The 13,934-nt window shown below is 70.1% G+C and carries 13 protein-coding genes; 3 read left to right on the forward strand and 10 right to left on the reverse strand.

What is annotated here, in order from left to right; genetic code table 11:
• Window positions 1-91: 91 nt before the first annotated feature.
• Together OG246_RS12620 and OG246_RS12625 are read left to right on the forward strand one after the other, a co-directional pair.
• The gene (locus tag OG246_RS12620) at window positions 92-2,188 is read left to right on the forward strand and encodes a fructose-specific PTS transporter subunit EIIC (protein ID WP_266460166.1); all 2,097 of its coding nucleotides are present in this window, start codon (window positions 92-94) and stop codon (window positions 2,186-2,188) included.
• 108 nt (window positions 2,189-2,296) lie between these two features.
• Window positions 2,297-2,554 carry a hypothetical protein gene (locus OG246_RS12625; protein WP_266460169.1) on the forward strand — a complete coding sequence of 86 codons (258 nt, stop codon included), beginning with the start codon at window positions 2,297-2,299 and terminating at the stop codon, window positions 2,552-2,554.
• Between the two features lie 70 nt (window positions 2,555-2,624).
• Here OG246_RS12625 and OG246_RS12630 read toward each other — a convergent pair whose 3' ends face one another.
• From OG246_RS12630 to OG246_RS12645, 4 genes are all read right to left on the reverse strand, one after another.
• Complete coding sequence (locus tag OG246_RS12630; RefSeq protein WP_266460172.1) at window positions 2,625-3,374, reverse strand: DUF6227 family protein; 750 nt, start codon at window positions 3,372-3,374, stop codon at window positions 2,625-2,627.
• A gap of 157 nt (window positions 3,375-3,531) precedes the next feature.
• On the reverse strand, window positions 3,532-4,761 hold the full coding sequence (locus tag OG246_RS12635; RefSeq protein WP_266460175.1) for an Ig-like domain-containing protein: 1,230 nt from the start codon (window positions 4,759-4,761) through the stop codon (window positions 3,532-3,534).
• Window positions 4,762-5,201: 440 nt separating this feature from the next.
• Entirely contained in the window at window positions 5,202-6,230 is a 1,029-nt protein-coding gene (locus tag OG246_RS12640) for a P1 family peptidase (RefSeq protein WP_266460178.1), read from the reverse strand.
• Between the two features lie 17 nt (window positions 6,231-6,247).
• Window positions 6,248-7,402 carry a low temperature requirement protein A gene (locus OG246_RS12645; protein ID WP_266460181.1) on the reverse strand — a complete coding sequence of 385 codons (1,155 nt, stop codon included), beginning with the start codon at window positions 7,400-7,402 and terminating at the stop codon, window positions 6,248-6,250.
• Window positions 7,403-7,775: 373 nt separating this feature from the next.
• Here OG246_RS12645 and OG246_RS12650 point away from each other — a divergent pair, with 373 nt between their 5' ends.
• The gene (locus tag OG246_RS12650) at window positions 7,776-7,961 is read left to right on the forward strand and encodes a hypothetical protein (RefSeq protein ID WP_266460184.1); all 186 of its coding nucleotides are present in this window, start codon (window positions 7,776-7,778) and stop codon (window positions 7,959-7,961) included.
• 106 nt (window positions 7,962-8,067) lie between these two features.
• Here OG246_RS12650 and mscL read toward each other — a convergent pair whose 3' ends face one another.
• The 6 genes from mscL to OG246_RS12680 form a co-directional block, all read right to left on the reverse strand.
• Window positions 8,068-8,547, reverse strand: coding sequence for a large conductance mechanosensitive channel protein MscL (gene mscL, locus OG246_RS12655; RefSeq protein ID WP_266460186.1), 480 nt, complete (start codon window positions 8,545-8,547; stop codon window positions 8,068-8,070).
• 141 nt (window positions 8,548-8,688) lie between these two features.
• Complete coding sequence (locus OG246_RS12660) at window positions 8,689-9,246, reverse strand: hypothetical protein (protein WP_266460189.1); 558 nt, start codon at window positions 9,244-9,246, stop codon at window positions 8,689-8,691.
• A gap of 170 nt (window positions 9,247-9,416) precedes the next feature.
• The gene (locus tag OG246_RS12665; RefSeq protein ID WP_266460192.1) at window positions 9,417-10,295 is read right to left on the reverse strand and encodes an S-methyl-5'-thioadenosine phosphorylase; all 879 of its coding nucleotides are present in this window, start codon (window positions 10,293-10,295) and stop codon (window positions 9,417-9,419) included.
• Between the two features lie 77 nt (window positions 10,296-10,372).
• Complete coding sequence (locus tag OG246_RS12670) at window positions 10,373-10,681, reverse strand: FmdB family zinc ribbon protein (RefSeq protein ID WP_266460195.1); 309 nt, start codon at window positions 10,679-10,681, stop codon at window positions 10,373-10,375.
• A gap of 68 nt (window positions 10,682-10,749) precedes the next feature.
• Window positions 10,750-12,012: an MFS transporter gene (locus OG246_RS12675; protein WP_266460197.1), complete on the reverse strand. Its 1,263-nt coding sequence runs from the start codon at window positions 12,010-12,012 to the stop codon at window positions 10,750-10,752.
• Between the two features lie 351 nt (window positions 12,013-12,363).
• A complete protein-coding gene (locus OG246_RS12680; protein ID WP_266464150.1) occupies window positions 12,364-13,905 on the reverse strand; it encodes a potassium/proton antiporter in 1,542 nt (513 codons plus the stop codon).
• Between the last annotated feature and the right edge of the window lie 29 nt (window positions 13,906-13,934).

Here is a 13,934-nt window from a genome sequence, read left to right on the forward strand (position 1 = left end):
CGTTCAGCTTCACCCCTGTCCCCACCCCTGTCCCCACCCCCGCCCCCGCCCACAATTTCCCCCGGGCGATACGCGTGCGAAGGAGCCCGCGATGAGCGAGATGATCACCGCGGACCTGGTCGACCTCGACCTGTCCGCCGAAACGAAGGAAGCGGCGGCCCGAGCCCTCGCAGAGCGCATGGTGGCACTGGGCCGGGTGACCGACCTCGACGGCTTCCTCGCCGACGTGGCCGCTCGCGAGGCCCAGATGCCGACCGGCCTCGACGGCGGCATCGGCATCCCGCACTGCCGGAGCGAACACGTCACCGAACCGACGCTCGCCTTCGGGCGCAGCGCGGCGGGGATCGACTTCGGCGCGCCGGACGGGCCCGCCGACCTGATCTTCCTGATCGCCGCCCCGGCGGGCGCGGACGACGCCCACCTCACGATCCTCTCGTCGCTGGCCCGGCACCTGATGAACGCCGAGTTCACGTCCGCGCTGCGGGCCGTGGACGACGCGGCGGCCGCGGCCGCGCTGATCCGGGGCGACGAGCCCGCGGCGGCCCCGGCCGCCTCCGATGGCTCCGCGGCGGAGTCGAACGCGGCGGCCTCCGCCGACTCCGCCGCGGGCGGCACGGCCCCGGCACCGGGTGCGACCGTCGAGGACGGACCCGCCCCGGCGCCGGGCGCCACCGAGGGCGGCGAACCCTTCCGCATCGTCGCCGTCACCTCGTGCCCCACCGGCATCGCGCACACCTACATGGCGGCCGAGTCGCTGGAGAACGCGGGACGCGAGGCCGGCATCGAACTCGTCGTCGAGACGCAGGGCTCGGCCGGTTTCACCCGGCTCGACCCCGCGGTCATCGCGGCGGCGGACGGCGTGATCTTCGCGCACGACGTCCCCGTACGGGACAAGGACCGCTTCGCCGGGAAGCCGACCGTCGACGTCGGCGTGAAGGCGGGCATCAACCGTCCCACCGAGCTGATCTCCGAGGTCCGCGGCAAGGCGGAGCGCGGCGAGGTCACCGCGGGCTCCGCGCCCGGCACACCCGTGGAGCGCACCGGTGAGTCCGGCGAGGGCTACGGCAGCAAGCTCCGCAAGTGGCTGATGAGCGGCGTGAGTTACATGGTGCCGTTCGTCGCCGCGGGCGGTCTGCTGATCGCCCTGGGCTTCGCGATCGGCGGCTACCAGGTCAACAAGGCGCCGTCCGTCATGGACCACTTCATGTGGCTGCAGGCGGACAGTTGGGGTGCGCTGTTCTTCCAGATCGGCGGCGTGGCCTTCGGCTTCCTCGTCCCCGTCCTCGCCGGCTACATCGCGTACGGCATGGCGGACCGGCCAGGTCTTGTCCCCGGCTTCGTCGGCGGCGCGATCTCCCTCACCATCAACGCGGGCTTCCTCGGCGGTCTGGCCGCCGGTCTCATCGCCGGTGCGGTGGTCATCGGGATCCAGAAGGTCAAGATCCCCAAGTCGCTGCGCGGCATCATGCCGGTGGTGGTGATCCCACTGATCTCCTCGGCGATCGTCGGGTTCCTGATGTTCGTGGTCATCGGCAAGCCGATCGCCTCCGCGCAGAAGGGCATGACCGACTGGCTCAACGGCCTCACCGGCACCAACGCCATCCTCCTGGGCACCCTGCTCGGCCTGATGATGTGCTTCGACCTCGGCGGCCCGGTCAACAAGGTCGCGTACACCTTCGCCACGGCGGGTATCGCGGTGGCGAGCCCCAGCGACTCGGCGATGAAGATCATGGCCGCGGTGATGGCGGCCGGCATGGTCCCGCCGCTCGCCATGGCCCTGGCCACGACCGTCCGCGGCAAGCTCTTCACCCAGACCGAGCGCGAGAACGGCAAGGCCGCCTGGGTCCTCGGCGCCTCCTTCATCTCGGAGGGCGCGATCCCCTTCGCCGCGGCGGACCCGCTCCGCGTCATCCCGTCGTCCATGGTGGGCGGCGCGGTCACCGGCGCGCTGTCGATGGCCTTCGGCGCCACCCTGCGCGCCCCGCACGGCGGCATCTTCGTGGTCCCGCTGATCGGCAACCCGTTCCTCTACCTGGTCGCCATCGCCGCGGGCGTCTGCGTCACCACCGCCCTGGTGGTCGTCCTGAAGGGCATGCGCAAGCAGGCTCCCGGGGTCGCCGGCGCAGGGGTTGCCGACGCTCCGATATCGGCGAAGGCCGAACGCAAGGAGCCGGTGGCAGCCGCCTGAAGAGCCAACCGCCTGCCCCTTTAGGGCACTGGTGAGCTGTTCACCGCATCTGCGAGATGCGTCACGGTCCGGGACCAAAGTCCCGGACCGTGGTGTCTACTGGGGCGCATGCCCGATCACGTGTCGATCCTCCAGCTGACAGGCGTGGCCGCCCTCGCCCTGGCGACCGTCATCTGGGTCGTCGGCCTGGTACGCCTTCTGCGCCGGGACCGCTCCGAAGCCGTGCTCCGGCGTCATGGCGACGCGCTCCGGGCCATGCCCCGCCAGCGACAGTCGGGTCCGGACACCGAGTCCGTCGAACTGACCCCGGAGGAGCACGCCGCCTTCGCCGGCCTGGTACGCCAGTTCAGCGACAGCCGCCCGTAACTGCCCTGCGGCTGCTCCCCGGTGGTGATGTCAGCCGAGCCGGGCCGGTCTCGGCCGAGTCGAGCCGGTCTCAGCCGAGCCGGGCCGCGCGCCGCTCGATCGCATCGCGCGCCGCGTCCTCCGTGTCGTACACCTCGCACATGTGCCGCCGGTCGGGCGTCGCCGTGTGCTCGACCTCCCACAGGGAGATCTCCTGCCCGTCCCGCAGCAGGAACGCGTGCTCGTAGAGCGAGAAGGACATCCCGGGCCGGCCTGTCCGGCAGGGGCGGCCGAAGGCCTGGGTGATCTGGTGCGCGAACGCCTCGCGCATCAGCAGTGTCGCGAGGTCGGCCCCCGGCTGGTCCGGGTTCTCCGCCCGCCGCAGCAGCCGTCGCGCGTGATCCGGCGAGTCGTCGGGCACGTACTCGTGCCGCGGCGCGGGAATCGGCGACAGCTGCATCAGTACGGCCAGTTCGAAGTCCGGAGCGTCCGCCGGGAGCGGCAGGCGGGCCGTGGCGGCGCGCAGCTCGTCGTCGTCGACGTACACCTCGTGCTGCGGATCGCTGCCGGGCGCCGTGTTGTGCACGAGCTCCCACAGCGTGACCGCCGAGCCGTCGGCGAGCAGCCACGTGTGCCGGTACGTCTCGCGGTGCAGCCCCGCACTGTGGTGCGCGGAGTGCAGCGAACTGTCGTGCGCCAGCGCACAGTCGAGCCGCCGTATCGTCTCGTCCGGCAGTTCGAAGGAGTTCAGGGCGCGACCGAGGAGTCGCGCGAGATGCTCCTCCGGAGACTCGGGCGACTCGGGTGGTTCGTACGCTGCTGTCTCGTACGGAACGCTCAAGGTTTCTCCCGGCGTTGCTGCATGTCACCTTGTGGGTGCATACCGTAGCCCCTCGGTCGGACATCATGTCCGCGAACCGAGAAAACGTACGGTTGGAAAACGGACGGGCCGCGCGGCAAGTTCCCACGCGGCCCGCCCGAGCGTCAAAAAGCCCTCGTCAGACGGCACTTCCCGCGGCCCACGCGCTCCACGACAAGTTCCAGCCGTTGAGCCCGTTGTCCGGCGAGACGGTCTTGTCGGGGGAGTTCTCGACGGTCACGACGTCCCCAATGAGGGAGTTGTCGTAGAACCACTTGGCGGTCGTGTCCCCCTGAGCACCCTGCACATCGGCCATCCCCACACAGCCGTGGCTGGTGCCCTCCCGGCCGAAGGGCGGATTGCCCTTGTTGTACCAGTAGTTGCCGTGGATGAAGGTGCCGGAGGTGGTCAGGCGCATCGCGTGCGGCACGTCCGGGATGTCGTACTCGCCGCCGAGTCCGACCGTCCGGCTGTTCATCCGCGTCTGCGTGAACTTCTCGGAGATCACCATCTGCCCGTTGTACGTGGTGTGATCCGGGCTGCCCGCCGAGATCGGGACCTTCCTGAGGGTCTTCCCGTCCCGCACGACCGTCATGGTCTGCGTGTTGACGTCGACGGTGGACACCTGGGAACGCCCGATGGTGAAGGTGACGGTCTTCTTCTGCACGCCGTAGACGCCGTTCGCGCCCTCGACGCCGTCCAGGTCGATCTTCATTGTGACCTTGGAACCGGCCTTCCAGTACTCCTCGGGCCGGAAGTCGAGCCGCTGCGCCCCGAACCAGTGCCCCACCACCTGCTGCCCGCTGCTCGAGGAGACCGTGATGTGCGACTGCACGGCCTTCTTGTCGCTGATCACCTTGTCGAAGTTGAAGGAGACCGGCATCCCGACGCCGACCGTGGTGCCGTTGTCGGGCGTGTACGTCCCGATGAAGCTGTTGCTGGAAGTGACCGTCGTGAAGATGGAGTTGGCAGCGGAGGTGCGCCCGCTCGAGTCCTTCGCGGTGGCCGATATCTGGTACTTCGTCCCACGCTCCAGCTGCTCCTTCGGCTTCCAGGAGCTCCCGTCCGCGGATATCGCGCCGGGTACGGCTGCCCCGGTCCCCGACACCGTCATCTTCACGTCGGTGAGCTTGCCGTCGCTGACCTTCACGCCGGTCGCGTTGATCGACGCGTCCGTCGAACCGTCCTTGGCGGAGATGACGAGTTTCGCCGTGGACGTCTTGACCGAACTCCCGCCGTTCTCTGCGTCCTTGCCGTTCTTGCTGTCGGCGTTCGCGCTGCCACCGCAGGCGGTGAGGGTGAGGGCGCCGACCATCAGGGCGGCACAGGCCCCCAGTGCGCGCCGCGCTGTATTGTCCGGCGTTGCCACGGGCTGCTCCAGATTCTTGTGATGTGCGTGATCCGCTCCAGTACGTCGAGAAAGAGCGACCGGCGCCGGGAAGGGTTCCCTCCGTCGCCGGTGAACACCATCACGTGACAGAACCGGGACAATCCCCCAACGCCCGCCCCCGAAACGCCCCGGCTCCTAGCCCCTACCGCCCGCCCCCTCCACACACCCCAGACACACCGGACACCCCGCAGCCGCCCACCGGCGGGAGGGGGCGTGCCGGTACGTCCAAAGCCCGTCGCGTACGTTCGCGTCACCGGACGCTTCCCTGCCCGGCCAACGTCTGATCCGGCGGCGACGGGCGGACGTACCGGCACGCCCCCGACCCACCCACCCGGCATCAGCCCCGGTCCCGCCCTTCCAGCCCCTCCAAGCCCTCCGCCAGCACCTCCGCCAAATGCCGCCCCCGGCACGCCTCCCGCCTACCGACCTCCGTACAGCTCCTCGTACGCCGGCCACACCCCACCCGCCCCGTCCACCGATTCCGCCGCCCGCACCGCCCGTACGATCGCCCGCGTCACCACGTCCGCGCCCGCCGCAAGAACGGCGTTGAGCGCGAGGGGGTGCTCGTCGGCGAGTGGCCGGGCACCCGTGGCCAGTGCGAACACCGTGTCCCCGTCGTTCAGCAGGTGCACCGGACGCACGGCGCGCGCGATGCCGTCGTGCGCCGTGCCCGCGAGCTTCTGCGCCTGCGCGCGCGAGATGTCGGCGTCGGTGGCGACGACCGCGAGCGTGGTGTTCAGCGGGGGAGTTCCGTTCCTCGCGATGGCTTCGGCCAGCCGCCGCTGCGCCGCCTCGTGCACCTCCGCCGACGGATACGGCGTACGCCCCTGCAGCAACTCCCCGTACAGCGCCCCCGTTTCCGGCTGCATCACCGACCCCGCCGCGTTGGCCACCACCAGCGCGGCCACCGTGATCCCCGAGTCGAGCACGACGCTCGCGGTGCCGATGCCGCCCTTGACCGTGCCGGCCACCGCCCCGGTACCGGCGCCCACGCAGCCCTCCCGCACCGCAGTGCCGGGCTCGCTCGCGTCGGCCGCCTCGACCGCCGCGCGCCCCGTGGAAGCGTCCGGCCTGGCCCGGAAGTCGCCGCCGCGGCCCAGGTCGAAGACGGCGGCGGCGGGAACGACCGGCACGACGTGCGCGGGATCGGGACCGACCCGCACCCCGCGTCCGCGCTCCTCCAGCCAGGCCATCACGCCGGACGCCGAGTCCAGTCCGTACGCGCTGCCGCCGGTCAGTACGACCGCCTCGACCTTCTGCACCAGGTTGCGCGGGTCGAGCGCGTCGGTCTCCTTGGTGCCTGGCCCGCCGCCGCGCACGTCCACGGCCGCGGTGGCGCCGCCCGGAGGGGCGAGCACGACCGTGGTGCCGGTGAGCCAACCGTCGCCGGTACACGTCGCGTGCCCCACCCGCAGACCCGCGACATCCGTCAGAGCGTCAACTGTCATGGCGACAGTGTTTCCCGCTACGCGGCCCGCGCTTCCTCCCGCGTGACCATCCGCGCCGTCAACGTCACCCCGACCGCCACCGACAGCGCCGATACGACGCCCGCCGCGAGCACCGCCCAGTCGCCCAGGAACGTGCACAGGATGACCAGCAAGGCGGTGGTCGGCAGGACGGCCTGCTGCGCGATGCCCACCTTGAAGTAGCGAGAATGCAGCAGCCACACGGTGAGGAGGTACAGCGCCGTCGGCAGTGTCACCGCGGCGGACGCGGCGAGCGTCGAGATGTGCGCCTTGCCGACCGCCTGCTCGACCGCGACCTCCAGCCCCGCTCCGATCGCGGCCGCCGACGCGAAGACCAGGTAGTGGCCGTAGCCCCACAGGAACGCCTGCCTGTTGGTCCGCAGATGTCCGTGGATCGGCACCACGAAGTAGATCCACCACGCGGAGAAGACGATCAGCAGCCCGCCCGCGGCGATCGGCAGCAGTTCTCCGAGCGCCTCGTTCTCGTCCGCGCCCGACTTCACGGCGACCGTGGCCGCGGCGATCGTCTCGCCCAGGACGATGATCGTGAACAGGCCGTACCGCTCGGAGATGTGGTGCGGATGCCAGGACGACTTGGCATCCTTCTCCGCGAACAGAGGGACGCACAACTCGGCGACGGCCATCACCAGGAACACCCAGGGCCGCGCGGACTCCGGCAGGACCAGCAGCCCCAGCCAGCCGACCTGGCACAACAGCACGCCTCCCGCGTACCGCAGTGCCATGGTTCTCTCGGCCCCCTCGGTGGACCGTGCCACCCGCAGCCACTGCGCGATCATCGCGAACCGCATGATCGCGTACCCGAGCCAGACGAGCAGGAAGTCGTGGTCCTCGGCCGCCCGCGACACCCCGGCGGCGAGTACGAGGACACCGGCGATCTGCACCAACGTGACGACCCGGTAGAGCGCGTCGTCGTTGTCGTACGCCGAGGCGAACCAGGTGAAGTTCATCCAGGCCCACCAGATCGCGAAGAAGAGCATCGCGTAGTTGAGGATGCCCTCACCCGCATGTCCCTCGGCCACGGCGTGCACCAGCTGGATGCCCGCCTGGGCGATGGCCACGACGAAACACAGGTCGAAGAAGAGCTCCAGCGGCGACGCGACCCGGTGTGCCTCGTCGCGGCCACGAGCGGCCATGGTGCGCAACGGCCCACGACCGGCAGGCCGTGAGGTCGGTGCGGATGCGGATGCGGATGCGGAACCGGCACCGGGGCTCGAGCCGGAACTGGAACTGGAACTGGCACGGGACGTCATACGGCCAAGCACAGCAGAAAAGTCCCGGAAATTCTTGTGAATGCGTTCACAAGCAGACTCGGGTCCAACGTCCCCCGGGGATGACCTGGTCAGACGGGGCAGGGCGACCCGCGCCCGCCGTACGGGAGGACCTTCGGTCTCCGCTGGGGGACCGACGCGGCCGGTCAGTTCCTCGTCGCGGGCGTGCCCGCCGGGGTGCCGAGGCCCCCAGCTGAGCCGGGGTGGGCCGCCGTCCCCCTCGGCGTACCCTGAAGGCATGAGTACCGCCCCCGCCCCCGAACCGCGCGATCCCAAGCCTGCCGCGCTGGTCTTCGACGACCCGCTGAGCCAGCAGTCCTCGGACGATACGGACCGCGGGTGGGGCGAGCGGTCCGGCAGCGACAGCGACAGCGCGGCCGACCTGAAGCGCTTCCTCGACGAGAAGCCGCCCCACCACATCTGAACCCCGCGCCACCACGCCTTAGCCTCACCCCACCACGTCTTAGCCTCGCCCCAGCGTGTCTTGGCCCCGCCCCACCACCGCCGGGCCCCGGCCCACAGCCGTGCCGCTAACTCTCGCTGTGCCCCGAACCGCGCTGCGCCACCAAGGCGTCGCGGATCTCCTTGAGCACCTCCAGCTCGGTGATCTCCATGACCTCCTGCGTGCCCTCCTTCGCCTTCTGGCGGGCCGCCTGCCGGGCCAGGTACTTGGACATGGGCAGGACCATCAGGAAGTAGACGACGGCCGCGGTGATCAAGAACGTGAGCGTCGCGCTGAGGACAGTGCCCCACATGATCGGGATGCCGCTTGTGGCCGTGCCCGTCGCCTCGTCGAAATGGCACGGCGACTTCAGGCACGAGCTGTACTGGTTGAGGTCCTTGGTCCCGAACGCGCCCACCAGTGGGTTGATGATTCCCTTCACCACCGAGTTGACGATGTTGGTGAAGGCCGCGCCGATGACCACCGCGACTGCCAGGTCGACGACGTTCCCCCGCGTCAGGAAGGCCTTGAAGCCCTCCAGCACACCGGGTTTCTTCTTCTCGCTCACCGAGGGGCCCTTCTGCACAAGTTGTGGAACAAACAGCTCCGCAACCTACGTCAGGGCGTGCCGGGCCTGTCCAATTCGGCAGCTCGAACGAGGGACTTGACACCGATTCGTCACTTACGGCGTCACGGTCGGGCACGTTGTTCAGCACACCGTCACCGCCAGCCGTGAGGTCGCGCTCGCGCCGGCCAGCCGCGTCGCCGTGGTCCGCGGGACGGAGAGGACGACCAGCGCCCCGGCCTGGGTGGTATCGACTTCCGGCACCTCGGTCACCCGGACCCCGGCCGCGACCACCCGTGCCTCGCCGCCGTTGTCCGCGGCGACGACATCGACCCGGTCCCCGCGCCGCAACAACCGCACCGTGGCCGCGTCGGCGATCCGCACCGGCGCAGTCACCATCTCGGCCGCGCGGCGCTCGCGTTCGGGAGCCGACGCGGATGCGGAAGAGGAACGGGCAGCGCCCGCGGGATGCCCGCGTGCCCGCTCGGCGTCACGAGGGCCGGCCGCGATGAGCGCGGCCGCCGTGACCGCCAGCCCCGCGGCCACGGCCCGCCGCTTGTGCCGGGTGAGGCGCCGCAGTTGATACCGCCCGCCGCGCACGCGTACGGGAGCGAAGTGAGGTACCTCGCAGGTCGGAGGCGCGTCCGCGCCCGGCGGGCGTACGGGAGGAGTGAGAGGAGCGAGCTGAGAGGGCTGTGCCATGGTGACCACCACCTGCGACGAGAGATCGGCTGCTTGCGATCCCACGATGAGGCCTCACGGCCGAGCCCGCCGGAGCCCGTGGACCACCGACGGGTTGTGGACAACTCCCTCACCCGAACGGGAAGTTCCGCCCCTCCTGCGACGCGCTGAACGACTGCAGGGGTCCCGCGCTACGGCAGCGTGAACCCCGGATCCATCCCGCCCAGCGCCGTAGTGCACAGACAGTCCCGCGTTCCGTTCGCCGGCAGCCCCGCGACCGCGCCGAAGAGCACACCCCGCAGCCGGTCCACATTCGCCGCGAACACCTTCAGCACCTCGTCGTGCGAAACTCCCTCGCCGGTCTCGGCCCCCGCGTCGAGATCGGTGACGAGGGTCAACGACGTGTAGCAGAGCTCCAGTTCGCGCGCGAGCGCCGCCTCGGGGTGGCCGGTCATACCCACCACGGACCAGCCCTGCGCCTGGTGCCAGAGCGATTCGGCACGGGTGGAGAACCGCGGGCCCTCGATCACCACGAGGGTGCCGCCGTCCACCGGCTCCCAGTCCCGCCCGCGCGCAGCTTCGAGCGCGGCCTTGCGACCGACGGGGCAGTACGGGTCGGCCAGCGACACGTGCACCACGTTGGGCACCGTGCCGTCCGGCAGGGGAAGACCGTCGAAGTACGACTGTGCCCGCGCCTTCGTACGGTCGACCAGCTGGTCCGGCACCAGCAGTGTTCCCGGCCCGTACTCAGGTCGCAGACCGCCCACCGCGCAGGGCCCGAGGATCTGTCGTGCGCCGACGGAACGCAACGCCCACAGGTTGGCCCGGTAGTTGATGCGGTGCGGCGGCAGATGGTGGCCGCGGCCGTGACGGGGCAGGAAGGCGACCCGCCGCCCGGCGATCTCGCCGAGGAACAGGGAGTCGCTGGGCGGCCCGTAGGGGGTGTCGACCTGTATCTCGGTCACGTCATCGAGGAAGGAGTAGAACCCCGAGCCGCCGATGACCCCGATCTCGGCCCTGTCCGCCGGCTGTTCTCCGGCCGGGCTCTGCGCATTCTCCGTGTTCGCCATGGACCGCACCCTAGCCGGGCCAGGAAACGCCGAAGACCCCGTCGTCGTACGACGACGGGGTCCCGTAAGAACAAGCCTTACGCGGCGGAGCTGCTGCTGGACGAGCCGCTGCCCGACGACTTTGAGTCCGAAGAGGACGACGAAGTGGTCGAGGGTGTGGACGACGGCTTCGAAGCAGGCGTGGACGCCGGCGAGGTGCTCGTCGACGAACCGCGGCTGTCATTGCGGTAGAAGCCGGAGCCCTTGAAGACAATGCCGACGGCCGAGAACACCTTCTTCAGGCGGCCACCGCAGTTGGGGCATTCGGTCAGGGCATCGTCGGTGAACTTCTGCACCGCCTCGAGGCCCTCGCCACACTCGGTGCACTGATACTGGTAGGTCGGCACTGGTCTTCCTCCTGGCACTCTCACTCAATGAGTGCTAACGACGGTCCATAGTGACGTATTCCGAGAGATCAGTCCACCGCCACCGGCACTCGGTGACCCACGCCACGTGCGACGGTGCGGCTCGCGGGCCGCGTCGCCAGCCGTGATCGCAGGCCCACCAGTGTCGCCAGAGCCAGTGCTGTACCGGCCATCGGCACCAGGAAACCGGCGCCGTCCCAGAAGCGGTCCTCCAGTTGTCCGGAGACCGTGACGGCCGCCGCCTGACCGAGCGCGACGGCGCCGGTGAGCCAGGTGAAGGCCTCGGTGCGGGCGCCGGCGGGCACCAGGCTCTCGACCAGTGTGTAGCCGGTGATCAGGGCCGGAGCGATGCACATGCCGACCAGGAGACCGATCCCGGCGAGCACGATCACGGAGTGGGCGGCCCACAGGCCGGAGGCGGTGAGCGCCAGGGCCGCGTACCCGAGGACGAGCCGTCGCTGCGGGGCCACCTTCCAGGCGATGGCGCCGAAGGCGACGCCGGAGAGCATGTTGCCCGCGGCGAAGACGCCGTACAGGACACCGTTCAGGCCGGGCTCGCCGATCGATTCGCTGAACGCGGCGAGGGAGACCTGCATGCCGCCGAAGACGGAACCGATTCCCAGGAAGGCCACGATCAGAACGCGCACACCGGGGACGCGCAGTGCCGAAACGTGCTCCACGCGCGCGTGCCCGTCAAAAGCGACAGCGGGCTGCGTGCTCTTCTGCGCGGCAAACAGAAGACCGCCGACCAGCGTCAGCGCGGCCTCGGTCAGCAGGCCGGCGGCCGGGTCCACGGTCGTGCACAGCGCGGTCGCCACCAGTGGGCCGAACACGAAGGTCAGCTCGTCGGTGACGGACTCGAAGGCCGCCGCGGTGGTCATCAGCGGCGAGCCCTGGAGCTTGACGCCCCAGCGGGCACGCACCATCGGGCCGATCTGCGGAACCGAGGCGCCGGTCGGCACGGCGGCGACGAAGAGGACCCACAAGGGGGCGTCCGCCAGCGCGAGCGCGGTCAGGGAGAGGCCCGACAGGGTGTGCACCAGGACGCCGGGGAGCAGTACCGCCCGCTGCCCGAGCCGGTCGGCGAGGCGCCCCGTGAAGGGCGCGAACAGTGCCATGGAGACACCGGTCACGGCGGCGACGGCGCCGGCGGTTCCGTACGAGCCGGTGGTGTGCTGGACGAGCAGCACGATGGAGATGGTGAGCATCGCGAACGGCTGGCGTGCGGCGAAGCCGGGAAGCAGGAACGTCCAGGCGCCGCGCGTGCGCAGCAGCTGCCCGTACCCGGGGCGGGAGGTGACCGTGGATGCCACGGCCCGTGCCTTTCTGCCACCTGGTAGCGCGCCCGTGCGGGGGGCGCCGAGAGCTGTCCTCTTGCGCGGAACTGCGGTAGATACCGGCTGCCCACTGCGAGGGCACCGCGGCCGCCATACGGTCGCGCCAGCTCTGCGTCAGGCAGAGTTGGTTCGATCTAGGTATGCCTTCATCGTACAGGGATGAACGGTCCACTGCCTGTGAAAACGAGCACCATGGCATCGTTCGCCTGCGAATGCATATCGACGCTTAAGGCCCTGTTCGCCTGGATGTCCCAGCCGATACCCCAGCCGATACCCCAGCCGATGTCCCGGCCGATGTCTCGTTCGCCGTCTCGCTCGACGTTCCGTTCAATGGTTGTGACCTTCGCCTTCCGGTCCCAGCCAGCCGGCCAGCTTGCCGCCCTGGCCCACCGCGCGCAGTCGCCTCTCGGCCGCGTCCCGGACGGGATCGGTGGCCACCACGAGGAGCTCGTCGCCGCGCCGCAGCACGGTCGTGGGCAGCGGTACGAAGGACTTCCCGTCGCGTACGACGAGGGTGACGGCAGCGCCCGCCGGCAGGCGCAGCTCGCCCACCTCGACGCCGTGCATGCGCGAACCCTTCGGGATCGCGACGGACAGCAGATGGCCGCGCAGCCGCTCCAGGGGGGCTGATTCGATGCCGAGGTCGGCGGCCTCGCCGGACTCGCCCAGCCGCAGCTTGCGGGCCAGCCAGGGCAGTGTGGGGCCCTGGATGAGCGTGTAGACGACGACCAGTACGAAGACGATGTTGAAGATGCGGCGGCTTTCCTCGATGCCGCTCACCATCGGGATGGTCGCCAGGATGATGGGCACGGCGCCGCGCAGTCCGGCCCAGGACATCAGCGTCTGTTCCTGCCACGGTATGCGGAACGGCAGCAGGCTCAGCACGACGCTGAGCGGCCGCGCCACCATGGTGAGAACCAGGCCTATGACGAGCGCGGGCCAGATGTCGTCGCCCATCTCGTGCGGCGTGACCAGCAGGCCGAGCAGCACGAACATGCCGATCTGGGCGATCCAGCCGAGCCCTTCGGCGAAACCGCGCGTGGCGGGCCAGTGCGGCAACTTCGCGTTGCCCAGCAGCATCGACGCGAGGTACACGGCGAGGAAGCCGCTGCCGTGGGCGAGCGCGCCGGCGGCGTACGCCACGACCGCGATCGCCATCACGGCGATCGGATAGAGACCGGAGGCGGGCAGCGCCACATGCCGCAGCCCGTACGAGCCGAGGAAGCCCACCGCGATGCCGATGGCCGCGCCGATGGCCAGCTCCAGGCCTATCTCGCCCAGCAGCGCGTACCAGTGCTCCACCGGGCCCGCCGTGGAGAACGCGACGACGAGGATGACCACCGGAGCGTCGTTGAACCCCGACTCGGCTTCCAGAACGCCCGTCACGCGCGCGGGGAGGGGCAGTTTCCGCAGGACCGAGAAGACCGCCGCCGCATCCGTCGAGGACACCACCGCCCCGATGATGAGCGCCTGCCGCCACTCCAGCCCGATCAGATAGTGAGCGGCTGTGGCCGTCACTCCGACGCTCACCGCGACGCCGACCAGTGCCAGCGAGGTGGCGGCCGGAAGGGCGGGCTTGATCTCTTTCCACTTCGTGCCGAGGCCGCCCTCGGCCAGGATCACGACCAGGGCCGCGTACCCGATGACCTGGGTCAATTCGGCATTGTTGAAGTGGACGTCGCCGATCCCGTCCTGGCCCATCGCGACGCCGATGCCCAGGTAGACGAGCAGGGTGGGGAGCCCGCTGCGCGAAGAGATCCGAACCGCTGCCACCGCGACGAGCAGAACGAGCGAGCACACGAGCAGGAGTTGGTTGAGGTGGTGGACAGTCAGCGGCCGTTCCTTCCTCGTCAATCCGGTCACTCGGATCAGAACGCTCAGATCGGCACACGCGGATC

The sequence above is a fragment of the Streptomyces sp. NBC_00620 genome, assembly GCF_026341825.1.
GTDB lineage: Bacteria > Actinomycetota > Actinomycetes > Streptomycetales > Streptomycetaceae > Streptomyces.

Excerpts from the sequence above, each read along its gene's own strand:
- OG246_RS12665 (WP_266460192.1), bottom strand. The coding sequence starts at position 10,295 with ATGGCGAACACGGAGAATGCGCAGAGCCCGGCCGGAGAACAGCCGGCG.
- OG246_RS12625 (WP_266460169.1), top strand. The coding sequence starts at position 2,297 with ATGCCCGATCACGTGTCGATCCTCCAGCTGACAGGCGTGGCCGCCCTC.
- OG246_RS12650 (WP_266460184.1), top strand. The coding sequence starts at position 7,776 with ATGAGTACCGCCCCCGCCCCCGAACCGCGCGATCCCAAGCCTGCCGCG.
- OG246_RS12645 (WP_266460181.1), bottom strand. The coding sequence starts at position 7,402 with ATGGCCGCTCGTGGCCGCGACGAGGCACACCGGGTCGCGTCGCCGCTG.
- OG246_RS12620 (WP_266460166.1), top strand. The coding sequence starts at position 92 with ATGAGCGAGATGATCACCGCGGACCTGGTCGACCTCGACCTGTCCGCC.
- OG246_RS12640 (WP_266460178.1), bottom strand. The coding sequence starts at position 6,230 with ATGACAGTTGACGCTCTGACGGATGTCGCGGGTCTGCGGGTGGGGCAC.
- OG246_RS12660 (WP_266460189.1), bottom strand. The coding sequence starts at position 9,246 with ATGGCACAGCCCTCTCAGCTCGCTCCTCTCACTCCTCCCGTACGCCCG.